Origin of the sequence: Emticicia aquatica, assembly GCF_923079645.1 — a bacterium.
Taxonomy (GTDB): domain Bacteria; phylum Bacteroidota; class Bacteroidia; order Cytophagales; family Spirosomataceae; genus Emticicia; species Emticicia aquatica.
This window is the reverse complement of record NZ_CAKLPY010000002.1, coordinates 1,221,887-1,245,757: the sequence shown is the minus strand read 5'-3', so window position 1 is coordinate 1,245,757 and position 23,871 is coordinate 1,221,887. Positions and strand designations below refer to the sequence as shown.

Sequence of the window (23,871 nt, the reverse complement as noted above, 5' to 3'; positions counted from 1 at the left end):
CAGACTGTATTGTTCTAAAAAAATTAAACAAAATTTAAGAAAAGCACTTCTATTTAAACATAAAAAATGAAAAAACAACTAACCCTAATCACTTTACTTTCAATCACTTGCTTTGCTGGGCTTTCCCAGAAAAAGAAGAAAGTTGCCATCGAAACAGCTCCAGTAATCGCCGCCGATGCAGTTTCTCCAACATCAGCAACTGAGCGAATGGCGGGCTATGAGCAACGCAAAAAATTGCAAGAAGCATCACTCGTAAAAAATCTGAAATTCAGAAATGTTGGCCCAACTGTTATGAGTGGCCGTATTGTAGATATTGATGCAAATCCCGAAAACCCAACCGAGTTTTATGCCGCCTACGCTTCGGGTGGACTTTGGTACACGGTCAATAACGGTCAATCTTTCTCGCCAATATTTGATAATGAGGCAGTTATGACCATCGGCGATATTGCGGTTGACTGGAAAACTCGCACAATTTGGATTGGTACGGGAGAAAATAATTCAAGTCGCTCATCGTATTCGGGTGTGGGTATGTACAAATCTATCAATAATGGCAAAACATGGGAATATCTTGGCTTGCCAGAATCTCACCACGTTGGAAGAATCGCTTTGCACCCGACTGACCCAAATATTGCGTGGGTTGCGGTTTTGGGACATTTGTATTCGCCAAACAAAGAGCGTGGCATGTACAAAACCACCGATGGCGGGAAAACTTGGAAACAAACGCTTTATATCAACGAAAACACAGGTGCGATTGACGTAAGACTCGACCCAAACAATGCCAATACGCTTTACGCTACCATGTGGTACAAAGAACGCACGGCATGGAATTTTGTAGAAGGAGGAAAAGAATCGGGCATTTATAAAAGTACCGATGCTGGCGAAACTTGGAAATTGATTTCGGGAGAAGGCAGTGGCTTCCCGACTGGTGCGGGCAATGGCCGTATTGGTTTGGCAGTTTACCCAAAAAATCCGAATATCGTTTACGCAATCATTGATAATCAAGCAAATAGACCAAAGAAAGAAGAAAAAGAAGATACTAGCCGTCTGACCACAAAAAGAATGAAAACCATCACCAAAGATGAGTTTTTAGCTTTGAGCGATGTGACAATCAATGAATATTTAGATGGACAAGGTTTTCCTGAAAAATTCACGGCAAAGGCTTTCAAAGAAGACCTAAAGGCGGATAAAATCAAGGTACAAGATATTTACGAATACACTTACAACGGCAATAATGATTTATTCGATACGCAAGTAATGGGAGCGGAGGTTTACCGAAGTGAAGATGCAGGAGCAACATGGAAACGTACTCACGCCGACTATTTGGATAATATTTACTTCACTTATGGCTATTATTTCGGACAAATTTGGGTTGACCCAACCGATGATAAGAAAATCGTGATTGTGGGTGTGCCAATCGTGCGTTCGGAAGATGGCGGTAAAAGTTTCAAAAGTATTGAGCGAGAAAACGTACACTCTGACCACCACGCTTTGTGGTTCGACCCGAAAAATCCGAAACATTATATTAACGGAAACGATGGCGGAATCAACATTACATACGATGATGGTAAAACTTGGTTCAAGGCAAATTCAATTCCTGTGGGGCAGCTTTACCACGTTTCGGTCGATATGGCCAAGCCTTATAATGTCTATGGTGGTTTGCAAGATAATGGCGTTTGGTTTGGTTCGTCAACCAATTCATTCGATTATAATTATGGTATCTTCGATAATGGCGATGGTTATAAATTCTTGCTCGGTGGTGATGGAATGCAAGTACAAGTCGACTGGAGAGATAATAACACTGTTTATGCAGGTTTTCAGTTTGGAAATTATTTTAGAATAAATAAAAACTCTGGTGAAAGAAAAAGATTGGAAGTTCCACGTGAATTAGGCGAAGCTCCTTTCCGTTTCAACTGGGAATCTCCGCTTACGATTTCTCGCCACAATCAAGATATTATTTATTTTGGTTCAAATAAATTCCACCGAAGTTTCGATAAAGGCGATACTTTCAAAACCCTTTCGGGAGATTTAACTCGTGGCCGCAAAGACGGCGATGTGCCTTTCGGAACACTCACAACCATCGAAGAATCGCCAAGTAGATTTGGTTTGATTTACACAGGCTCTGATGATGGTTTGATTTATGTCACGAAAGATGGCGGTTATACTTTCACTAAAATCATGGATAAACCAAATCTTTGGGTAAGTGGAATTTCAGTTTCGGCTCATACAGAAGGAACGGTTTATGCAAGTTTAAACGCTTATCGTGGCGACAATTTCAAACCATATTTGTTTGTTTCGACTGATTACGGTCAAAATTGGCAAGCAATCGGTGCAGATTTACCAGCCGAGCCAATCAACGTAGTAAAAGAAGACCCGAAAAATGCCAATATCATTTATGTCGGAACTGACAACGGCTTATACATTTCGATGGATAAAGGCAAAACTTTTATGCGTGGCAACGGCGATGGAATGCCAAGTGTGTCAATTCATGATTTAGTGATTCACCCACGAGAAAACGAATTGGTTGTTGGTACACACGGACGCTCGATTTATATTGCTGATGTGAAGCCTCTACAAGCATTGAGCAGCGAGGTTTTAGCTAAAAATATTCATGTAAATGATTTGCCAGCAATCAATTATAATGCGTCTTGGGGCAGAATGTTTGATAAATATTCCGAGCCAGAAGAACGTAAGTATAACATCGCTTACTATGCAAAAGCAGCAGGGAAAGCAACTATAAAAATTCAAAATGAAAAAGGTTTAGTAGTAAAAAACATCAACGATGATGCCGAAGCGGGTTTAAATAACGTAAACTTCGACCAAGCAATTGATGTAGCTGCCAAAGGCGAGTACGAAAAATATATAAATGATGTAAAGAAAAAAGAAGACAAGGAAATCAAGTTGGAGCTTGCCGATGATAAAAAGATTTATTTCCGTCCAGGAAAATATAGGCTTATCATCGAGCTAAACGGCGATAAAGTAGAAAAAGATCTTGAAATCAAAGCATCAGAGCGTCGTTCACGCCGAGCAATGAGTCCGAAACCAACCGCTTCGCCAGAAGAATTTGAAGAATGGTACGAAGAAATGGGTTTTGAAGAAACGAAGAAGTAAATTTGTAGCATGATTAGTAGAATTGTGCTACAATCCAATTTTTAATATATTTTCTATTCAACCAAAACAATCATGAAGAAACATTTTGTAAAAATTTTAGGAGCTATCCTTGTCAGCAATTCTCTCATAGCTCAACTAGCTCCAATCAAAAGCATAGAAGGGCGTTGGGATATTACTATTACCAAAGGAGATAAAACCATGCCTTCGTGGTTGGAGGTAAATCACTCAGGTGTAAAATACTTAAATGGTCATTTTGTGGGTGACGGCGGAAGTGCCAGACCAATTTCACGTATCAACTTTGCTGATGATAAAATGTCTTTCTCAATTCCGCCACAATGGGATAGAGCCGAAAAAGACTTAGCAGTTGAGGCTGTTTTGAAAGATGACAAATTAACAGGGACGATGAACACGCCAAGTGGCGAAACATTGAGTTGGGTTGGTGTAAGAGCACCGAAATTAAACAATACAATAACACCAGTTTGGGGTACGCCAATTAAACTTTTCAATGGTAAAAATCTTGATGGATGGCAAGCTGTGAGCGGAGAAAACCAATGGGTCGTAGAAAATGGGGTTTTGAAAAGCCCAAAATCTGGAGCAAATCTTCGTACGGTAAAAACATTCAAAGATTTTAAGTTTCATGTAGAGTTTAAATATCCAGAAGGCAGTAATAGTGGTGTTTATTTGAGAGGCCGCTACGAAGTTCAAGTAACAGATAGCAAAGGTCGTGAACCATTAAAAGACCAACTAGGTGCAGTTTATGGCTTTATTGCTCCGCTCGAAATGCCAGCAAAAGCTGCTGGTGAATGGCAAAGTTTTGATATTACATTAGTAGGAAGAGTTGTAACGGTTGTTTTGAACGGTAAAACAATTATCTATAAAAACGAAATTCCAGGAATTACAGGTGGAGCGTTAGATAGTAATGAAGGCGAAGCAGGTCCAATCTTCTTCCAAGGCGACCATGGCCCTATTGAATACAGAAACATTGTTATTACGCCAGCTAAGTAAACTTTTTTACATAAAAGGTGTTATTTCTAAGGAAGGCTTCGCTTTAAGCGAGGCCTTCCTTTTGATTTTATATCGACAAAGAACCTTCTCTTTATGAAAATACCAGTAAATATCATCACAGGCTTTTTAGGTGTTGGAAAAACCACCGCTATCAAGCATATTCTAGCAAATAAGCCCATCAATGAGCGTTGGGCAATTATTATCAATGAATTTGGGGCTGTTTCGATTGACCACACAGCGATTGACGAACAAGATGGATTGATAATCAAAGAAGTGGCAGGAGGTTGTATTTGCTGCACGGCAAATGTACCTATGCAAGTAACACTTACCACAATTTTACGCAACCAAAAGCCCGATCGAATCTTGATTGAGCCAACAGGCATGGGGCATCCTGCCAGTATTTTGGATTTATTGCAGAGCAAATATTTGAAAGATATTCTCGAAATCAGAGCAACAATTTGTTTGGTTGACCCTCGTCGTTGGGCGGATGCAAATGTGCGTTCGCACGAAACTTTCCAAGACCAAATCAATTTGGCGGATGTTTTAATTGCTAATAAATCAGATTTGGTAGGAGAGGAATTAGCTGAAAAGTTTAAACTTTGGGCGAAATCATTATTTCCTCCAAAGCTGTTGATTGAGGCGGTTTCTGATGGAAAAATAAATGTAGATTGGCTTAATATTGAACCCCATAAGGGACGAGAAGCAGAATTCCCACAAGCACATTCCCACGAGCATCACAATCACCACACAGAAGATACTCTCGAAATTCCTGAAATTGGGAAACCAATCAAGAAACTAAGTAAAGGACTGGGAATGTATAGTTGCGGTTGGATTTTCTCGCCCGAAGAAGTTTTTAGCTTACCCAAATTACGTCAATTTTTTAGTTCACTCCAAGGCGTTGATAGAGCTAAAGGGGTTTTCCGAACGGGCAAAGATTGGGTGCTTATAAATGCCGTTGACCAAGAGTTTTCTGTACAATACATTGCCTATCGCCGAGATAGTCGAATCGAACTCATTGCCAATTATGATTTAGATTGGTTAGTTTTTGAAGTAAAATTGAAGGAGTGTCTTTTGTAGAAAGTAAAAACATTTTAATGCAACCTGTTGATAATAAGTAGGTTGCATTTTTTGTACCTCTTGCATTTCACACAAGTCCCAAATCATAATCTGATACGTCTCAAATCATCTTCTGCAACGACCAGCGTTTCATTTAACTCCAATTTTGTAGCAACAAATCGCACCGAAGCAATTTGCAAAAACATCACAAAATGAAAAAGCTATTATTAACATCTCTTGCATTTACCTTATTTTTCACCTCATGTAAAAGCCTAAGCTCCACTACTTATATCAAAGCAAAGGAAAGTTTTGTTTTGGGAAACAACAAACATGGAAAATTTTCGGTAAGACTTAAAAATACCTCTACCAGTAATCTGGAAATTTGGAAAATTCCGATAGATGGCGGAAAACATTCACCAGTGACAGTAAAACCTAATGAAATTGTAAAAGTAAATGTAGAAAAAAATACCGCTTTGAGAATTGAAAACAAAGCCAATGAACAAGCAGTGGTTGAACTTCTTGTGAAAGGCGATACAGGACTTTCGATGGGATATAAAAACTAATTTTAAACTCAAAATTATGAAAAAGCAAACAATATTTGTCGCAATTTTAATCATTTTCTTGACTTCATTTTTAGCAATATTTGCTCAAAATAAACCTAAAAAGCAAGTTACCATCACCTTTAAGAATAATAGCGTTTTGCCACGAAAATATACATTCGTAACCTATTGGACAAAAGACCGCAATAATAATGCAACGGAAGGAGTGGTATTGGCTCCTTATGCCACAAAAACTATTACAGATGTAGTAGGAACAGAGTTGTTTTTGGCCAATTCAGCTCAAATAAACACCGTAATGAGCGGTAAAAAAATAGAAGATAAAGCATTTTGGGTTTTTAAGAATGAGGATAATGGTAAAACCATCAATTTAAGGAAATAACACTTTTTTGATGTTATTTCTCAACACAGTTATACTATTGTATACAAATAAAAAATAAAAATATGAAAAAGCTAATTTTATTAATTTCAATATTAAGTATATTTTTTAAAATAACGTACGCTCAAAAAGGTCCATTAAGAGGCACAGGAAAAATAATATCGAGAAGTTTCGATATGAAAGGTTTTGATAAAATTTCGTTTGAAGATTTTGATGGAAAAATTGAGGTAGAAATCGGGAAACCATTTTCTATCAAGGTCGATATTGACGAAAATTTAGAACCAAGATTGGATGTAAAAAAGTATGATAACGAAAGTCAGTTAACCATTCGTTTGGCAGGTAATTATAATGGGAAATTATATTTAGAAAACACCCATATTAAAATCAGAGTAACAATGCCAGAAGCATCAGTAATTCGGCACCGAGGCAATACTAATATAAACATTACGGGCATTTTGGGTCGATATTTTAGATTAGAAAACGATGGTAATGGAGATGTTGTGTTACAAGGCTTGGTTGACGAACTTGATATAAAAAAAACTGGAAATGGCGAAGTCAGGGCTAAAAATCTTGTATCAAAAATAGCAAAAGTAAAAAGTTATGGCAATGGTAATGTAGCTGTCAATGCACAAATTTCCCTTTCAGCCAGTGGAGCTGGAAATTGTAGCGTTATGCAATTTGGCACAGGAAAAATTGAGGCAATGTCTGGTATTATCGGCAACGGAGAGGTTAGAAAAATGTAATTAGCGAAACAAAAGAGAAGACAAGCAGTTTTAAAAAAGAACAAGATCTAAAATATGTCTTTATATACCACTCCGCTACAATTTGGTTATTTTTTAGCATTACTTTTTGCAGTTTTGCTTTGGTTTAGAGGTTGGCAGGAAGAGCGACTGTCTGATAAGTTTTTAGGTTTTGTGATGTTCTTTTTGGCAATGGAAATCCAAGATTACACGTTTGGCTTTTCGGGAATAAATATACTTTGGGAAAAATTTGAAGGCTTTCCTCGTTACTTTACATTGGCATTTGCACCAACTATTTACTTTTATTTAAAAGCTCAAATCAATCGGGATTTTCGTTTCAGAGGAATTTATTTTTTACATTTTTTGCCATATTTCACCTATTTTCTAATCAATTTTTGTGTTTTCGTTCAAGGAAAAGGAGCAGTAAATAATTTCAGAAGTTCAGAATTATCTGATTGGTTGGGCAGGTTGGAAACTATAACGATTTGGACATCTTATATTTATTATTTCTACCAATCACTTCGTATTTACAAAGAATATCGTCATTGGACTGAAACACAATTCTCTGATACTGAGACAATTAGCTTTGTTTGGCTACGAAATTTCATCTATCTGATTATTGCGGGAGAAGTTTTCAAATGGTGCTGGTTTGTTGCAGATTATATCATTGATTTACCCTTTGAAAAAGATTGGTGGTGGCACCTATTTACGGTTATAATTATTTGTTATGTAGGCATAAAAGGCTATGCACAGCAACAACCTTTACGTTTAACGTATAGTTCAATAAGCATTTTGCAAGAAGAAATAAAAATGCAAAATACGATTGAAATACCAGTTGACTTGAAAGAAGAACAGTTAGCAATGAAACTCAAAATCGAAAAGATTATGTTTCAAGATAAACTTTATCTTGAGCCGGAACTTTCGTTGAGCGATTTAGCATTAAAACTAAAAACTAACACGTCGGTTTTATCGTCAGCAATTAATTCAAATTTTGGTAAGAATTTCAATGATTTTGTTAATGAATATCGTGTAGAAGAATTCAAAAAACAAATCAAACTGTCTGAAAATCAACATTATACACTTTTGGCAATTGCTTTTGATTGTGGATTTAATTCTAAAGCAACATTCAATCGAGCATTTAAAAAATTTACTGGACAAGCACCAAGCAGATTTGAAAAATAACAAAAAAGCAGTCTCTCAATTAAGAAACTGCTTTTTTGTTATTTTTAGAATGGTCAATATTTGCCGTTCAATTCCCAATTATAGTCTAAGTATGAAACATCCGCGTCTTTATTTGCTTTTACTTTAGCATATTTATTAAGCCAATCAATAACAGGCATCTTTTCTTTAAAATCGCTACCGTACCAATTGAAAATATTGGATATTTTAACTGTTTTTGTCGAAACTTGATTTTTGTAGGAATCGTTGATGAAATCAATGCCTTGGTCATCTAGTTGTTGATTGAGTTTTTCGGCAACAAAAGCCTCATTTCGTAGAGGCGGACACGATTTCGCCGCACAAACTAAAGCAAAGTGAATGCGTGGCTCATTGAATGTTTTACGAATAATGCCATGTTCGATATTATTCAAGTCCATTTTTTTTCCACTGATATTGATAAATTTCACATCCCACGGCGTATTTACAAATGGAATCTTTATTTTGTCTCCAATATCTTTAATGCTTTTGATTTTATGAGTTAGGTTATCTAAAATTAACTGAATCGTAAAGGCATTATATGCATTTATCCAATAAGCCAATTTTTCTTCTTTACTCCATTTATCTCCTGGAGCGTTGCTTTCTAGCAAAACAAGATACTTTTTCAACTCCACTTGGTCTTTCTTAAAACCAGCATAATTAACAAATCCTTTTGTATCGACATGCTTTTTCAAAAGCCCATTCCAAATTTCGTGGCTGATTGGCTCGGCAGTTGATGTTGGCGTATTTACAGCAAAACAACTGCTCACTGTAATTAATATAATACTTAAAAAAGCGGTAGTTTTCATGTTATTAATGTTGCTTAATAGTACAAAATGATGTTTGTCTCGTATAGAGATAACTACGTTTTATATCATTAAAAAGTTTTTGATTAACAAAAAAACATTTGCCTAAACTCTCAAAAATAGTTTATGACGATACATAAATCTTAAAAACAACCATTTAACAAGAATGATGCACGCCGCCATGACCAATTCGTAGTAATTTTCTCCAAATATTTGACCAAACCAACGGAAAAGCCCTTCGGTTGTGTAATGCCAATTAATAAATTTTACTGACATATAAATCAAAATTGAGTTCATGCCTATAACTGTAAAGAAAAAAGCCCAACGTTTAAACTCCATTACATCAACAATAAAATAAAAAATAGCGAGCATCAAAAGGCTACAACCGCCAGCATAGAGCATAAATGAGCTTGTCCAAAGGTTTTTGTTTATTGGGAAAAACGTATCCCAAGCCGCACCAATAATTAGACAAACTAGTCCAGCAAGTGCCAATGACGCAGCTTTTTGTGTAGGTGTCTTATCTGATTTACTTTTCAAGAAATTTCCTGCAAAAACTCCCAAAAGCCCAGTACAAATGGCAGGAATAGTCGAAACCAAACCTTCTGGGTCATGAATACCTAAATGTAACCGACCAGGAAGAATTGTACGATCAATCCATGAAGCAAAATTGCCAGCCATTGTTAAGTCTCCAGCCGCAAAACCAGGTGCAGCGTTGAATTTCAGTAATAACCAATAGCTAATCAGAATACCTACAAACCAAACATATTGCCAACGTTGGCTTGCAAAAATATAGATTATACAAGCAAACATATAGGCTAAACCAATTCGACCCAAAACACTCGGAAAGCGAATCTGTGAAAGCTCTTTAAATTGTAAACCATTGTTGTAAATAACCCCCAAAAGCACCAAAATCAACCCTCTTTTGATAATTCGGAGCAATATTGATTGTTTTCCTGTTCCATTTTCTATTTCACGGCCAACCGAATAAGGCGTTGAAACGCCAGAAATAAACAAGAACAATGGAAAAATTAAGTCATAAAATCTAAAGCCATTCCAAGCAACATGTGAAAGTTGAGTGGCAAGCCAAATTGCCGCAGGATGATTGGTGGCTTTCATGAGTTCATGAAAAAAATCTTCGCCACCCATAATCCAAAACATATCAAAACCACGAAGGGCATCGAGCGAATAAAGTCTTTGTGAAGTATTAGAATTACTCATTTTTTTAAGTTCTTAGTTTGATTAGGGTAATATTTCAAAGATAGATAAAATTATAGCACGATTAAAAAGATTTACAAGTTAATAATTTTGGTTTGGATGAAATTATCTAAGTTTTTTTATGATATTTTTTTTGTTGCTTTGTAGTTTGTATCAAAAATAAAAAAACAATGAATTATCAATTTAGGTTAGCTAACATAGAAGATTTGGCTGATTTACGCCAGCTATCAGAGAAAACATTTCGTGACACTTACACTGTGTTCAATACGCCAGAAAATATGGAGCTCCACGTTGCAAAAAACTTTTCTTTGGAATCAATTAAAAATGATTTGCAAAAAAATGAAAATCAATACTTTGTTATCGAATTAGAAAACGAAATTATTGCTTTTGCAAAGCTCGTGAAAGGGCATTCGACCGATGGTTTAACAGAAAAAGAAGTGGTAGAAATTGAACGTTTTTATGTCGATAAAGCATTTCATGGCCAACAATTAGGCAAAAAACTAATGGATTATTGTGTGCAATGGTCTATCGAAAATCAATTTAAAACAATTTGGCTTGGCGTTTGGGAAAACAATACCAATGCAATGAGTTTTTACCAGAAAATGGGCTTTGAGTTTTTGGACAAACATACATTTGTGTTAGGAACAGAAGTACAAACAGATTTTACAATGAAAAAAAGTTTAAAATGAATATAGAAATACAAGCAATCAATGTTGTTGAGGTTGAAGTTCTTTCGAATGTGGCTACAAAAGCATATTTTGACCATTATAAACATTTGTGGCACGACCAAGGTGTTTGGTACGCAAACAAATGCTTCAATATCAAGCAATTAGAAGAGGAATTATTGGATGCAAAGAACTTTTTTTTCTTAGCAAATTTGAATAATAGGCCAGTTGGATTTTTAAAGCTTCGTCCAGAAAATCAATTAGCCGAACAAATTGGAGATGGATTTGAAATTGAACGAATTTATCTAACCAATGAAGCGACTGGCATGGGTGTTGGACGAAAATTAATGGAATTTGCGATTGAAAAAGCCCGTCAACAAAATAAAGATTATGTTTGGCTCAAAGCGATGGACAGTAGTAATAATGCAATTCGGTTTTACGAAAGTCTTGGTTTTGAAATTTGCGGAAGGTCTCGGTTAGATTTTGAACAAATGAAAACTGAGTTTTTAGGAATGGTAGCAATGAAAAAGTCTTTATGAGGCACGATTAATTAACAAATCGTACCTCATAAATTAAAATTAAGACAATAGAGCTTTGACCATGGCAGAAATGACCTTTCCATCAGCAAGACCAGCAAGTTCTTTAGAAGCCACACCCATAACTTTTCCCATATCTGATGGAGCAGAAGCACCAACTCGACCCATGATTTCTTGCAATTTTGCTTTTAAATCATCTTCAGAAAGTTGTTTTGGTAAAAACTCCTCAATAACGGCCAATTCGGCTAATTCTTTCTCCAAAAGGTCAGAACGATTTTGTTGGCGATAAATATCAGCCGAATCTTTTCTTTGCTTAGCGGCTTTAGTTAGCAATTTCATTTCTTCATCACTGGTCAATTCGCCACTTTTTCCTTCTTTGGTTTCTTCAAGTAATATAAACTTTTTAATATCACGAAGAGCCATCAATCTTACTGATTCACGAGCAAGCATAGCTGCTTTTATTTGTGCGTCAATGGTTGTTTTTAAAGACATATTTTTAGAATTAATTGTATTATTTTAATAAAAATCGTTGTTTTATGTGCAATGTATCCATTCAATAATTTTTTGGAACACCTTTTGATAACTAGCAATTATAACTTAACCAACCCATCAATATTATGCGTATTTTAAACTTTGCTGCCATTGGTGTCATGTTGATATCATCAACGGTTTGGGCAACTCCCCAAAAAAGTCATTCACCTACAACCGATATTCAAAAGCGTTGTGCAGAAATTCAGGCAAATCTAAAAAATCATCGGTACAGTATTCAACAAATTTCTGATAAACGATTTGAAGACGAAGTGGTTGCCTATTTCCAAAACAATCGAATTGAGCTAATCGTTTCTGAAACTTATGGAGAAGTCGGAAAAATTAGACACGAGTATTATTTTAGTAAAAATGGGGAACTGATTTTGGCATCAAATCAGTTATTTCATTATGAAACTAAACAAAGTACCGACAAAAATTTGGTAAAAGTAAGCGAAAATTGTTACTATTACCAAAAAATGAAACTTGTTAAGTTTATCAATGGGAAAAGTATCAATGCAAACGATGCCCATTATGATGCTCAAACTCGTAGTCGTTACTTATTAGGGAAAAGTTTGATTTTAACAAAACAGATAAAAGAGCAACATGACGAAATTATCGGTCAATATCAACAAAATAGCGACCTTGCGAAATTCACGAGGAGGAAGTCAGCCGAATGTAGTTCAGGTTGCGATTGATTGTGAAAAATTTGGGGCAGAGGGAATTACGGTTCATCCTCGCCCCGACGAAAGACATATCCGTTATCAGGATGTGTATGATTTGAAAAAAATCGTTACTACCGAGTTTAATATAGAAGGAAATCCAACAGAAAAAAAATTTGTTGAATTAGTACTTGCCAACAAACCCACTCAAGTGACGCTCGTTCCAGACGCACTCAATGCCGTTACTTCAAACGCAGGTTGGGATACAATCAAACACAAAGAACAATTAAAAGATTTAGTGGCGACCTTCAAAAGCGTTGGTTGCAGGGTTTCGATTTTTGTTGACCCAATTGAAAAAATGGTGGAAGGTGCCGCCGAAACAGGCACTGACCGAATCGAACTTTATACAGAAAGTTATGCACATCATTATTTTTCAAACCGAGCAGATGCAATAAAAGATTATGTTGCTGCGGCAAAAATTGCCGAAATAGTTGGGCTTGGAGTAAATGCTGGACATGATTTAAGTCTTGATAATCTGCAATATTTCAAAGAAAATATTCCAAATTTACTTGAGGTATCAATCGGCCATGCTTTGATTTGTGACGCACTTTATTTGGGTTTAGAAAATACAATTCAGTTATATTTGCGACAACTGAACTAAATCAAAATGATAAAGCCACTTCCAGTTGAGCAATTTCTTGAAAAATCGAAAACAATTCCAATTATTGATGTACGTTCGCCAGGTGAGTTTGAGCGTGGGCATATTGTTGGTGCAATAAATATTCCTTTATTTGAAAATCATGAGCGAGCAGAAGTTGGAACTCGCTATAAAAAAGTGGGAAAAGAATCAGCTTTTTTACTTGGTTTGGATATTGTTGGACCAAAACTATCGGGTTTTGTAAAGAAATCAAGAAAAATTGCACCCGATGGTGAAGTTTTAGTGCATTGTTGGCGTGGTGGAATGCGTAGTGGAAGTTTTGCAACTTTACTGGCATCTGCTGGAATGAAAGTCTCCATTTTAGTTGGTGGATATAAAAAGTACCGTAACTACATTTTAGATGAATTTAATAAACCACTAGATTTGATTGTTTTAGGCGGAAAAACAGGAAGTGGAAAAACAGAAATTCTCTACGAATTAGCCAAACAAGGCGAGCAAATTTTGGATTTAGAAGGTTTGGCCAATCACAAAGGTTCATCGTTCGGAATGCTTGGACAACCTCCGCAACCAATGACAGAGCATTTTGAAAATATGCTTTACCAAAAATGGGCAGAGTTAGACAAAAGTCGCCGTATTTGGATTGAAGATGAAAGCAGAAATGTAGGCTGCTGTAATATTCCTGATGGACTTTGGCAACAAATGCGAACCGCAAAAACAGCTTTTATAGATGTCGATAAACAAATAAGAGTTAGCCGTTTAGTCAAAGAATATGCACACTTTTCATTTGATGAATTAAAATCTGCAACCGATAGAATCCTAAAAAGATTGGGAGGCCAGCATCATAAAGCTGCAATCGAAGCTTTAGAAAAAGGAGATTTTTCGGTCGGCACAGAAATCGCCCTTAATTACTACGACAAAACCTATCTTCATGGTCTTTCAAAACGAGATGCATCTCAAATAACGACATTTATAGTTAAACATAATGACACCGCAACAACTGCTTTGGAGCTTATAGCAGGGATTTAACATATTTTAAGACTTTTTAACGACAATTATACACTTACTTATTTTAAGTTTGTGCAACGTTTTGTTTATCGAAATGTCAATTAACCATTATTTTTAATTATTAAATAACAGAATTATGAAAGCTTTTTTAAGTAAAATTTTCAGAAGTGGAGCTGTTTTAGTGTTGCTAACTGCTCCAATTTTTTCTTTTTCACAAGAAAAAAAAGAAAAAATTCGCATCAGAATTGAGCAAGATATTGACGGGAAAGTCAAAGTTGATGAAAAAGTAATTAATTCAGCAGGGCTTTCGGAAGCACAAAAAGAAGGAATGATTGAAAAATTTAAAGATTCGGTCATGTCTCAAAATAAAGGCAAAGCACAAGGAATAAAAGTTGAAATCGACAATGAGACTGATGTAAAACGAGGTGACCGCAAAATAGAAAAAAGCTATAATTACAACAATGATAATGGCAACGAAGAAATCATAATTAGAGAAAAACCGCAAGTAAGAATTTACAAGAAGAAAGGCAAAGATGGAGGAGAATGGCTAGAAAATGAAGATTTTACGCACGAATTTAACGGAAATATGGAAAGTTTGCGTGATAATATGAAACAAATGGGAAAAGATTTGAAATTTGAATTTCGTTCGATTCCAGATAATTTCATGTTTGATGGTGGTAATTCTGGTAGTAAAACGATAAAAAGTATAGATGTTTTCCCGAATAATCCAAAAACGGAAATCTTAAATGTAAGATTCAATGCTCCACAAAAAGGAGATGTAAGTATCAAGGTTTTAGATGTAAAAGGAAGTGTGGTTGCAAAAGAAGAAATCAAAGATTTTTCGGGTGAATATGTTGGGCAAATCAATATTGGAAAACAAAACGGCACTGTTTTCGTGATGATTACGCAAGGTGAAGACGGAACAGTGAAAAGAGTGGTTTTACCGTCAAAAGAAAAGTAAGACAATACAAATTAGCGATTAAAAAAAGGCTTGCTTGAAAATTTTCAAGCAAGCCTTTTTAGTTAAATAAAACCAATTATTTACTGGCTTCTTCAACCCAATTGCTCATTTCTTTCACGATGGCATCGTTTGAACCTAAATAACCAGTGCTTTTAAACTTGATTTTACCTTCTTTATCTATACAAAATTTGGCAGGAATACCATTTACTCCATAACTACCAGCCACTTCGCCGCCCATATCCAGAATAACAGGGAAAGCGGTAAATCCCCTTTGCTTAACGAACGAGCTAACCGTTGATTTCCATTGGTCTATGCTTACTCGCTCATAAGTATTTACGAATAAAAATTTTACATTAGGATTATCTTTATATTTATCCATTGAGATTTTCATGCCAGGAAATGACATGATGCAAGGCCCGCACCAGGTTGCCCAAAAATCAAGAATCACTACTTTTCCACGTAAATCTGATAATTTTACCGTTTTTCCATCTAAATCAACCAATGAAAAATCAGGAGCATCAGCACCAACCGAACCAGCACTTCTACGTTTTACATCTTGGATGAAAATCTTCGCAAAAAAGTGATTTTTACCTTCTTTTTCAAGCTGTTTTGATGTATTTGCAAAAAACTCAAAATCTCTTTCTGGATTTAAAAAATTATTAATTGCGATTAAACCAGCCAAAGAAGTACCCATTTCACCAATAATTGGCTTGATTGTATTATAATATTTTTCTTCGGATGCTTGATAAGTAATTTGAATTTCTTTTTTCTTTTTCTCGTCTTTTTTCTGTGTTGCGGTATCAAATTGATTTTGTAAATCCATTTGTATTTGACGAAACTTTTGTGACTCTGCCACAACTTGATTAAACTTCATCATCATTGGAGAGCCGTCAACTGCAAAAGAACCTGGTTTTTCAGGAGTGTTAAAACCATCTGCTGAAATGGTAAGCGTTTCTCCTCCATCGAGAATCAATCCAATAATTTGTTGATTAGCAATATTTATTTGATAAATACCTGGTTCGGGCATTTTGCCCTTGAACGAAAAACTATTATCGGGCGAAACTGCAACCGAATCAATCCGAAGTGGGATATTTCGGTCGTTCATTCGCTCTAAATATATCTTTCCGCTTACTGATGATTTTATTTTTCCTGTAATATTATAAGTACTTTCGGTACTAGTAGGAGGCGTTGTTGCTTGAGGTTGTGATTGGCAAGCCAAACCGCTAACGACAAAGTATATTGCAATAATGATGTGTCTCATATAATGTATTTTTATTAATTAATTTACCAAAATTACTGTAAAGCCTTCATTAATAACTCGTTGGTGCGTTTTGGGTCAGCCGAGCCTTTAGATTTTTTCATAACTTCACCCACAAACATTCCAAGTAAACCCTTTTTACCACTTTTGTACTCTTTTACTTTAGCTTCATTGGCAGCAAGAACTTCGTTGATTAACGCTTGCAATGTATCAGTATTGCTTTCTTGAATCAAATTGTTACTTTCTGCTAATTTTAATGCTGAAATGGTTGGATTTTCGAGCATCAATGGAAATAGCTTTTGAGAAGCGGCTGAACTACTAATTTTGTTTTCATCAACTAACGAGATAATTTCAGCCAATTGACTTGGTTTTAAACTAAATTCGTTGATTTCAATATTTTTTTCGTTCAAATATCCTCTTATTGTTGATGTCAACCAATTAGAAACAGCTTTATAATTTTGTGTTAATTTACATGTTTCCACAAAATAGTCGGCCATTTCTTTTGCATCTGTGATAACAACAGCGTGTTCTTCTAAGATTCCTAGTTCTTTCGTGAATTTCTCGAATAATTCACTCGGTAAAGCAGGCATTGTTGACTTTATTGCGTTTAACCATTCGTCAGAAATGCGTATAGGAGCTAAGTCTGGTTCAGGAAAATAACGGTAATCGTTCATCGTTTCCTTCAAACGCATGCTGTACGTTTGTCCATTGTCAGCATCAAACATTCGGGTTTCTTGAATCACTTTTCCGCCTGATTCTAGCAACGCAACTTGGCGTTTGTATTCAAATTCGGCAGCGTGTTGTAGGTTTCTAATCGAATTCATGTTTTTGATTTCGACCTTTGTGCCGTATTCTGCTGCTCCAAATTCGCGAATCGAAACATTCAAATCTGCTCGCATCGAACCTTCTTCCATATTGCCATCACAAATACCTAAATATCGAACAATCTTACGGATTTCAGTCAAATACGCACTCGCTTCTTCAGGGCTTCGCATACAAGGTTCAGAAACAATTTCTACCAAAGGTGTTCCTGCACGATTATAATCTAAAAGCGTAAAAGCGTCACTTCCATCGTGAACCGATTTTCCTGCATCCTCTTCGAGGTGAATATGATGGAGTTCTAATGTTCTTTCTTTGAAGCCTTTGCCATCTTTTAGTCGAATTTTTACTTCGCCACCTTTACAAATCGGAAATTTATCTTGTGAAACCTGATAACCTTTTGGAAGGTCAGGATAAAAATAGTTTTTACGGTCGAAATAATTGTTTCGGTTGATTTCGCAACCACAAGCCAAACCCATGCGAATGGCAAATTCGACAGCTTTTTTGTTGAGTTTTGGTAAAACACCAGGGTGTCCAAGCGTGATTACGCTAATATTTGTATTTGGTTCGCTGCCAAATTTGTTGGTGTCCGAAGCAAATATTTTACTTTCTGTTGCGAGTTGACAGTGAACTTCTAGGCCAATAACAATTTCGTATTTCATGAAGGATTTTTATGAATGCAGCGGCAAAATTTTGCCATTAAGAAAACGATGTTCTTGTTTAATGTACAAATTTATGGTTTTTCGTTGAAAGTATAATGAAGGTTTAACGAAAAGAGGGTTTCAAAATTAGGCTTAAGAAAATTATATATTAAAATTCTCATCAACAACTTCCTCAACTTTTTTCTTAATTGCTTTAAAAACAGCCTCTTTTGCAAAAATAAAAATAGCAAGAATAATAGCGTAAATAGCAAAAATTAACAAAAAGCCTAGCCAAGTGCTTTCTAGTAGGTGATTAAGGCCTAAAGCTAACAGAATGCTTAGAAAAATAACAACAACTATACCCAAAATAAACGTAATGAGGGCATAAGCTGCTTTCACAGCTATGCCCTCAATTTTATCTTGAACATTGAGTTTTGTTAATTCAAATTTTGCTTCGATAAGTTTAACGAGATTCTCTTTTAACTCACCAATTTTCAAAAAATCAGACATTTTTTCTTAAAAAATAATATTAACTGCAAGGTAGAAAAAACGTAGTCATTGACAAAATACGAAGCCAAAATCCTTGTGTTTTACTCTTCTTCGCCACCAAAACGTCCTCCACCAATAATATTTCCGAAGAAAAGCGTATTTAAGAAAAGTTTATTTGTTCCGTACCAAAATGCTCTAAAATTTGGATTTTCAGACAAAGCAATAACTCTCCCAGCTCCTACATTTAGTGTAATTGCTGCGGGCGAGTTTTTAATTAGTTTTTCATTTTTTGGATGCACGTAACCCGCCAACAAAGGATTTGAAGTAAATATCAGAGGTGTATTGTAAGGGTTTTTGGTGTCTTCCATAAAAATATTATTGTCCTTGAAAAGAGCAAGTTTATCTTGTTTATAACCAAAACATAGCGGATGTGTCGGGTCAATTTTTGTTTCAAAAATAGTTCCTGCGGTCTCTAAAGCCCCATTATATTGCTCTTGTTGGTTATATGGGCGTTTTTCTCCGCTTCCGTTATTATCAGGCTTTTCTTTGATACTTATATTGGCAATTTTTTTGGCAGAAACCCATTCAACAGCGTCTGTCATTGCTACTAATACGCCACCACTTTGAACAAAACGCTTGATTTTTTCGTCAGAAAGGTTATTATAGTTTCCTCCAGCAAGTACAATATGTGTATATTTTTCTAGCGATGTTCGATTAGCCGTTTCAATATCAGCAATGGTTAGTGGAATATTGATTCTTTGGTCGAGTAAGTGCCAAATTTCTCCTGCATCGGTTGATTGTACGCCTGTTCCGCCTAACATTAATATTTTTGGTAAACGAATTTTTCGAAATTTTTCACTACCTAAGTCGATTCCTTGTGGCGTTAGACCTGTTTGGGTAGCATAAAAGTCGATGCCATCACGCTCGGCTAGTGTTTGTAACAAAGCCGAAGGGTCAGTGCCATTGCCGAAAATTTGGATTGTTCCGTAGCCAAAAGTACGTTCTTGACCTTCTACAATGGCAGAAAGAGGCTCAACGGCAACTTTTAAATTATAACCTTTTTTCAATAATTCGTAGGCGGCTCTTGGGGCGTAATAACTATTCCACTCAAATAAATAGGCATATTGACTTTTTCCGTAAACTTTTCCTTTTGGAAAATCATTTTTATCAACTTTTTCACCCAAAGAAACCCCTGTTTTAGTTTCTGCCGTTGGAACGTTCATACAATATTGCAACGACCAAGCCGAAATGTCATAAAACAAACTGTCTTCAAATTTTGTGCGTTTTTCAAACATTGATTTGATAAGTCGATGTTGCGGTTGGTTCATAGGCACAACAAAAGCTTTTTCTTTGTTAAAAGCAATGCCATCAAGGCTTTCATCTTTTGCTAAATGATACACCTCAATTTGGTTTCTTTTCAACATATTTACCATTTCCCATGTTTTTATGGCATCATTTCCTCCTCCAAAAACATATCCTTTTACCGCATCTGTTGAGCTTTCTTTATAAAAATTTCTCATGTGTTCGAGCAATTCGACACGCATTTCACGGGCTGCACGAAGTGTTGAAAATGTAGCCGTTACTTGGTTACGAACAGTAAACGGAAAACTTAGCAAACCATTAGCGGTTTCTTGCAAATGTCCACGAGAGGAAGCTTGTTCAAATAAAATTCCGATTGAACCATTTACATCAGGTAAAGTTGAGCCTTTTCCGTAGTAAAAATCATCGTAATTTTCTTGCGTATAGTATGCCGACCCAATTTTATCAAGGCCAATTGCTTGATATTTGCCAAATTTTACGGTCAATTCAATGTTCTTTTTTGGGGTAAGCGGATGTGTTCTTGCGGGAATTCCTGGTTGAAAAAAGAAACTTGAAGCAGAACCCATTTCGTGATGGTCAGTCAAGATATTTGGTCGCCAATCATAAAACTTTGCCAAACGACCTTTACTTTCGGGCATTTGTTGATAAAGCCAGTCACGGTTCATATCAAACCAATAGTGATTTGAACGACCGCCAGGCCACGTTTCACTAAATTCACGGCTATTAATATCACTTACAAGATTTGTGCTACGATTAATATTGACCCAAGTTGCAAATCTATTGCCACCGTCTGCGTTAATAACTGGGTCAATTAATATAACAGCTTCATTCAACAGCGAATCAACGCTTGCTCCTTGTGCGGCCGCCAAATAGTAAGCCGACATCAAGTTTGAGTTAGTTCCACTGGCTTCGTTTCCATGAACCGAATAGCCCATCCAAACAACTATTGGCATCTTCTGTACATCCAATGAGCTTGATTGTGCAGGATTTATGAGTTTCTGGTGTTCGGTCTTGATTTGGTCGAGTTGAGCGTGATTTTCAGGAGAAGTAACTGTAACGAGCAATAATTCTCGATTTTCGAAGGTTTTGGCGTAAGTTTCAACTTTGAAACGGTTTGATAGACGAGCCAATTCTTTCATGTAAGTAACTGTTTCGTAGGGCGTTACATGTTGCTCCCCTACTTGATATCCAAGAAACTTTTGTGGTGTTGGAATCTTAGAATCATAAGTTACATTTTGAGGTAAATAATAACTATCAGCCACTTGGCTAAACGCTTGGCTAATAAGTAATTGAAAGAAAAATAGGTAAAGTAGATTGATTTTTTTCATGTCGAGAAGTTTAGATATTTGAAACAAATAAATACAGAAAAACCAATAAAACAAAAAAGCCTCTGATGAAGAGGCTTTTTTTATAGACAAAGATTCCTGTAACCTTGTGAAAAATGTTTTGATGCACTTAAACAAGGAAGATTCTTAAACGTTTTTTTCTTAAAATCAGTTAGAAGCTTTCAATTTTGCTTCGATTGTTTGCTGTGTATGTGGCACAGCCCTCAAACGTTCTTTTGGAATTAATTTACCAGTATCACGACAAACCCCGTAAGTACCATTCTTAATTCTAATCAAAGCCGCCTCTAATTGTTGGGCAAACTTTTGTAAACGCCCAGCCGACTGGCTCAATTGTTCTTTTTCACTAACATCGGCACCATCTTCCATAAGTTTGGTGCTATTGGCAGTGTAATCAGTTCCATTGTCGTTTTTACGACTTAAAGTTTCTCTGATGAAATTCAACTCGTTGCGGGTTGCTTCCAGCTTTTGGGTAATAATTACCTCAAACTCCCGAAGTTCATCTTCTGAATATCGGGTCTTCTCTTCAACTGCGGCCATAAGTAAAAAGCAGTAAATGGTTATATTTTTGGAGTTTTTCAAAAATCCCACAAATATAGTATTTTGATAGGGCTAAACAATAACCATATTCAAAATCTTGTTGTATGGTAAAAAAAATTTATTAAAAGGTTATTCTTAAAAATCAATAAATTATTTGGTTTTGTTGAAAATATCAAATACCGAATTGGGTATATCAACCAAATATATTGTAAAAAAAATAGCCACAAATTTAACGATTTTAAGAAATACTTTCTTTTTTCTAAGTTTGTGCCGTGAAAATACATTCACAAACAAAATATTATTCTGTTTATGACATATATAGAACCAGCTCCAATCAAGGACAAAGAGAATCCTTTGGAGTCAATGATGCAAAGATTCGACGCTGCTGTGAAGATTTTGGGCATTAGCGAAGAAATGTATTATATTTTGAAAGTACCTGCTCGACAGGTAACTGTGGGCTTACCCGTTACGATGGATAACGGTGCAATTAAGGTTTTTGAAGGCTATCGGGTCATTCACTCAACAATTCTGGGGCCGAGCAAAGGTGGAATTCGCTTCGACCCAGCCGTAAATATTGATGAAGTGCGTGCTTTGGCAGCATGGATGACATGGAAATGTGCTGTTGTTGATATTCCATATGGTGGAGCAAAAGGTGGAATTGCTTGTAATCCACGAGAAATGTCGGCGGGTGAAATGGAACGTTTAATGCGAGCTTACACCATTTCGATGCTAGATATTTTTGGTCCAGATAAAGATATTCCAGCTCCAGATATGGGTACTGGCCCTCGTGAAATGGCTTGGTTGATGGACGAATATTCTAAAGCAAAAGGTATGACTGTAAATGCTGTTGTGACTGGTAAACCATTGGTTTTAGGTGGTTCGTTAGGAAGAACAGAAGCAACAGGGCGTGGCGTGATGGTATCAGCTTTGGCAGGTATGGAAAAATTGCGTTTAAATCCGTATCGTGCAACAGCCGCTGTGCAAGGTTTTGGCAATGTTGGTTCATGGGGAGCAAAACTTTTGCAGGAAAAAGGGGTAACAATTTGCGGTTTAAGCGATATTTCAGGGGCATATTACAATGCCAAAGGAATTGATATTGAAAAAGCAATGGCTTACAGAAATGCCAATAATGGAACGCTCGAAGGTTTTAAGGATGCCGAATTAATAACAAATGAAGAATTACTCGCTTTGAATGTTGATGTTTTAGTGCCTGCCGCTAAAGAAGATGTAATTACGCACGAAAATGCCTCAAAAATTCAAGCAAAACTCATTGTTGAAGGGGCAAATGGACCCACTTCGGCAAGTGCTGATGATATTATCAATGAAAAAGGTATCATGGTTGTACCAGATATTTTGGCAAATGCAGGTGGTGTAACAGTTTCGTATTTTGAATGGGTGCAAAACCGTATTGGTTACAAATGGACGCTCGACCGCATCAATCGCCGTTCTGACCGAATGATGAAAGATGCGTTCGATAAAGTATTTGAAACATCACAAAAACATGGCGTTTCTTTACGTTTGGCCGCTTATATTGTAGCCATCGACAAAGTAGCTAGTACCTACAAATTCAGAGGTGGATACGGATGATATTTGTTGAGTTTTTACTTTAAAAAGCTGCAAGGAGTCGAAATCCTTGCAGCTTTTTTATTTCTTGATAAATTTTTATGCTTTTTAATTATTAAAGCGTTGGCTGTTTGTAGCTTTGTAAAACATTTTATTTTCAGAAATACACAATGAAAAAGAACGCATTAATACTTTTAATACTTTTAGTAAATATAGCTTGTAATTTTGAACGATTAGAAAATTCGAGCGATATAAAAGACCACATGGATGATTACAAAGTCAAACGAGTAACACCAACTCAAATTGCTTATCAAGTGGAAGCAATGGGTGGTGAAATTTCGAAAGCTTTGACTATTGATTTTGCCAAACAAATGGCTAATGTTTCATCAGCTCGTGGCGAAGAACTTTGTCAATTAAAAAATATGACTTTAATTGACTCATTATCAGAGACTTATGGATTGAAAATTAGGCTTTTAGGACAACCAGATATTGGCAGCAATAAAAGTTTATATGCCAAAGAAAAAGAAGTTTTAGAAGCGTATGCCGAAAATGCCTCTAAAAAACTTGAAATGGGAGATAATATCCAGAAAATAGGTGATTCCTTGTTTGTTTATACTTCGCCGATTCCTTATGATAAAGGTGTTGGAAAATTATGTTTTGGCGATGATTCTGGTTTTGCCATTTGGAGTATTATACTTAGAAAAGCTGAAGTTGTTAAGTCAATCAATGTGAAAAAATTGAAAGCAAAGAAAATAAATTAGAAAACAGATGACAAAAAAAATCCCAGTTGAGAAATGCTCAACTGGGACTTTTTTGTTCAAAACAT

Annotated in this window: 23 protein-coding genes; 15 read left to right on the top strand and 8 right to left on the bottom strand. The window is 36.0% G+C overall.

Features of this window, described 5'->3' with window-relative positions; translation table 11 throughout:
* Positions 1-66: 66 nt before the first annotated feature.
* The 7 genes from MJQ71_RS14890 to MJQ71_RS14860 all read left to right on the top strand — a co-directional run bounded on the left by MJQ71_RS14890 (position 67) and on the right by MJQ71_RS14860 (position 8,027).
* Entirely contained in the window at positions 67-3,108 is a 3,042-nt protein-coding gene (locus MJQ71_RS14890; protein WP_238807422.1) for a WD40/YVTN/BNR-like repeat-containing protein, read from the top strand.
* A gap of 72 nt (positions 3,109-3,180) precedes the next feature.
* A complete protein-coding gene (locus MJQ71_RS14885) occupies positions 3,181-4,113 on the top strand; it encodes a 3-keto-disaccharide hydrolase (RefSeq protein ID WP_238807421.1) in 933 nt (310 codons plus the stop codon).
* Positions 4,114-4,206: 93 nt separating this feature from the next.
* Positions 4,207-5,190, top strand: a complete 984-nt coding sequence (locus MJQ71_RS14880; RefSeq protein ID WP_238807420.1) for a CobW family GTP-binding protein — start codon at positions 4,207-4,209, stop codon at positions 5,188-5,190.
* A gap of 191 nt (positions 5,191-5,381) precedes the next feature.
* A complete protein-coding gene (locus tag MJQ71_RS14875; protein WP_238807419.1) occupies positions 5,382-5,732 on the top strand; it encodes a hypothetical protein in 351 nt (116 codons plus the stop codon).
* A 16-nt stretch (positions 5,733-5,748) separates the two neighbouring features.
* Positions 5,749-6,108, top strand: coding sequence for a hypothetical protein (locus MJQ71_RS14870; RefSeq protein WP_238807418.1), 360 nt, complete (start codon positions 5,749-5,751; stop codon positions 6,106-6,108).
* A 62-nt stretch (positions 6,109-6,170) separates the two neighbouring features.
* Positions 6,171-6,848, top strand: a complete 678-nt coding sequence (locus MJQ71_RS14865; RefSeq protein WP_238807417.1) for a GIN domain-containing protein — start codon at positions 6,171-6,173, stop codon at positions 6,846-6,848.
* Between the two features lie 54 nt (positions 6,849-6,902).
* On the top strand, positions 6,903-8,027 hold the full coding sequence (locus MJQ71_RS14860; RefSeq protein WP_238807416.1) for a helix-turn-helix domain-containing protein: 1,125 nt from the start codon (positions 6,903-6,905) through the stop codon (positions 8,025-8,027).
* A gap of 53 nt (positions 8,028-8,080) precedes the next feature.
* Here MJQ71_RS14860 and MJQ71_RS14855 read toward each other — a convergent pair whose 3' ends face one another.
* Both MJQ71_RS14855 and MJQ71_RS14850 read right to left on the bottom strand, forming a co-directional pair.
* Positions 8,081-8,848 (bottom strand): DUF547 domain-containing protein, encoded by a 768-nt coding sequence (locus MJQ71_RS14855; protein WP_238807415.1) that lies wholly within the window; start codon positions 8,846-8,848, stop codon positions 8,081-8,083.
* Positions 8,849-8,950: 102 nt separating this feature from the next.
* Positions 8,951-10,063 carry an acyltransferase family protein gene (locus MJQ71_RS14850; protein WP_238807414.1) on the bottom strand — a complete coding sequence of 371 codons (1,113 nt, stop codon included), beginning with the start codon at positions 10,061-10,063 and terminating at the stop codon, positions 8,951-8,953.
* Between the two features lie 167 nt (positions 10,064-10,230).
* Between MJQ71_RS14850 and MJQ71_RS14845 the strand changes: the two genes are divergently transcribed.
* Positions 10,231-10,749: a GNAT family N-acetyltransferase gene (locus MJQ71_RS14845; protein ID WP_238807413.1), complete on the top strand. Its 519-nt coding sequence runs from the start codon at positions 10,231-10,233 to the stop codon at positions 10,747-10,749.
* A complete protein-coding gene (locus tag MJQ71_RS14840; RefSeq protein WP_238807412.1) occupies positions 10,746-11,264 on the top strand; it encodes a GNAT family N-acetyltransferase in 519 nt (172 codons plus the stop codon). Before MJQ71_RS14845 ends, MJQ71_RS14840 begins: the two co-directional genes overlap by 4 nt.
* 39 nt (positions 11,265-11,303) lie before the next feature.
* On the opposite strand, the gene MJQ71_RS14835 is transcribed toward MJQ71_RS14840, so the two are convergent.
* On the bottom strand, positions 11,304-11,753 hold the full coding sequence (locus tag MJQ71_RS14835) for a GatB/YqeY domain-containing protein (protein WP_238807411.1): 450 nt from the start codon (positions 11,751-11,753) through the stop codon (positions 11,304-11,306).
* A gap of 125 nt (positions 11,754-11,878) precedes the next feature.
* Between MJQ71_RS14835 and MJQ71_RS14830 the strand changes: the two genes are divergently transcribed.
* The 4 genes from MJQ71_RS14830 (at position 11,879) to MJQ71_RS14815 (ending at position 15,072) form a co-directional block, all read left to right on the top strand.
* Positions 11,879-12,484: a hypothetical protein gene (locus tag MJQ71_RS14830; protein ID WP_238807410.1), complete on the top strand. Its 606-nt coding sequence runs from the start codon at positions 11,879-11,881 to the stop codon at positions 12,482-12,484.
* Positions 12,393-13,109 carry a pyridoxine 5'-phosphate synthase gene (locus MJQ71_RS14825; protein WP_238807409.1) on the top strand — a complete coding sequence of 239 codons (717 nt, stop codon included), beginning with the start codon at positions 12,393-12,395 and terminating at the stop codon, positions 13,107-13,109. The genes MJQ71_RS14830 and MJQ71_RS14825 overlap by 92 nt, the downstream gene beginning before the upstream one ends.
* A 6-nt stretch (positions 13,110-13,115) precedes the next feature.
* On the top strand, positions 13,116-14,132 hold the full coding sequence (mnmH, locus tag MJQ71_RS14820; protein WP_238807408.1) for a tRNA 2-selenouridine(34) synthase MnmH: 1,017 nt from the start codon (positions 13,116-13,118) through the stop codon (positions 14,130-14,132).
* A gap of 115 nt (positions 14,133-14,247) precedes the next feature.
* Entirely contained in the window at positions 14,248-15,072 is an 825-nt protein-coding gene (locus MJQ71_RS14815; RefSeq protein WP_238807407.1) for a T9SS type A sorting domain-containing protein, read from the top strand.
* Positions 15,073-15,148: 76 nt separating this feature from the next.
* Here MJQ71_RS14815 and MJQ71_RS14810 read toward each other — a convergent pair whose 3' ends face one another.
* From MJQ71_RS14810 to MJQ71_RS14790, 5 genes are all read right to left on the bottom strand, one after another.
* Positions 15,149-16,333: a redoxin domain-containing protein gene (locus MJQ71_RS14810; protein WP_238807406.1), complete on the bottom strand. Its 1,185-nt coding sequence runs from the start codon at positions 16,331-16,333 to the stop codon at positions 15,149-15,151.
* A gap of 32 nt (positions 16,334-16,365) precedes the next feature.
* On the bottom strand, positions 16,366-17,811 hold the full coding sequence (gatB, locus tag MJQ71_RS14805; protein WP_238807405.1) for an Asp-tRNA(Asn)/Glu-tRNA(Gln) amidotransferase subunit GatB: 1,446 nt from the start codon (positions 17,809-17,811) through the stop codon (positions 16,366-16,368).
* A 141-nt stretch (positions 17,812-17,952) separates the two neighbouring features.
* A complete protein-coding gene (locus MJQ71_RS14800; protein ID WP_238807404.1) occupies positions 17,953-18,300 on the bottom strand; it encodes a phage holin family protein in 348 nt (115 codons plus the stop codon).
* Between the two features lie 80 nt (positions 18,301-18,380).
* Positions 18,381-20,927: a M14 family zinc carboxypeptidase gene (locus MJQ71_RS14795; RefSeq protein ID WP_238807403.1), complete on the bottom strand. Its 2,547-nt coding sequence runs from the start codon at positions 20,925-20,927 to the stop codon at positions 18,381-18,383.
* 165 nt (positions 20,928-21,092) lie between these two features.
* Positions 21,093-21,482: a TraR/DksA family transcriptional regulator gene (locus MJQ71_RS14790; protein ID WP_238807402.1), complete on the bottom strand. Its 390-nt coding sequence runs from the start codon at positions 21,480-21,482 to the stop codon at positions 21,093-21,095.
* 309 nt (positions 21,483-21,791) lie between these two features.
* On the opposite strand from MJQ71_RS14790, the gene MJQ71_RS14785 reads away from it, so the two are divergent.
* Positions 21,792-23,069: a Glu/Leu/Phe/Val family dehydrogenase gene (locus MJQ71_RS14785; RefSeq protein ID WP_238807401.1), complete on the top strand. Its 1,278-nt coding sequence runs from the start codon at positions 21,792-21,794 to the stop codon at positions 23,067-23,069.
* Positions 23,070-23,215: 146 nt separating this feature from the next.
* On the top strand, positions 23,216-23,806 hold the full coding sequence (locus tag MJQ71_RS14780) for a hypothetical protein (RefSeq protein ID WP_238807400.1): 591 nt from the start codon (positions 23,216-23,218) through the stop codon (positions 23,804-23,806).
* The last annotated feature ends 65 nt before the right edge of the window (positions 23,807-23,871 follow it).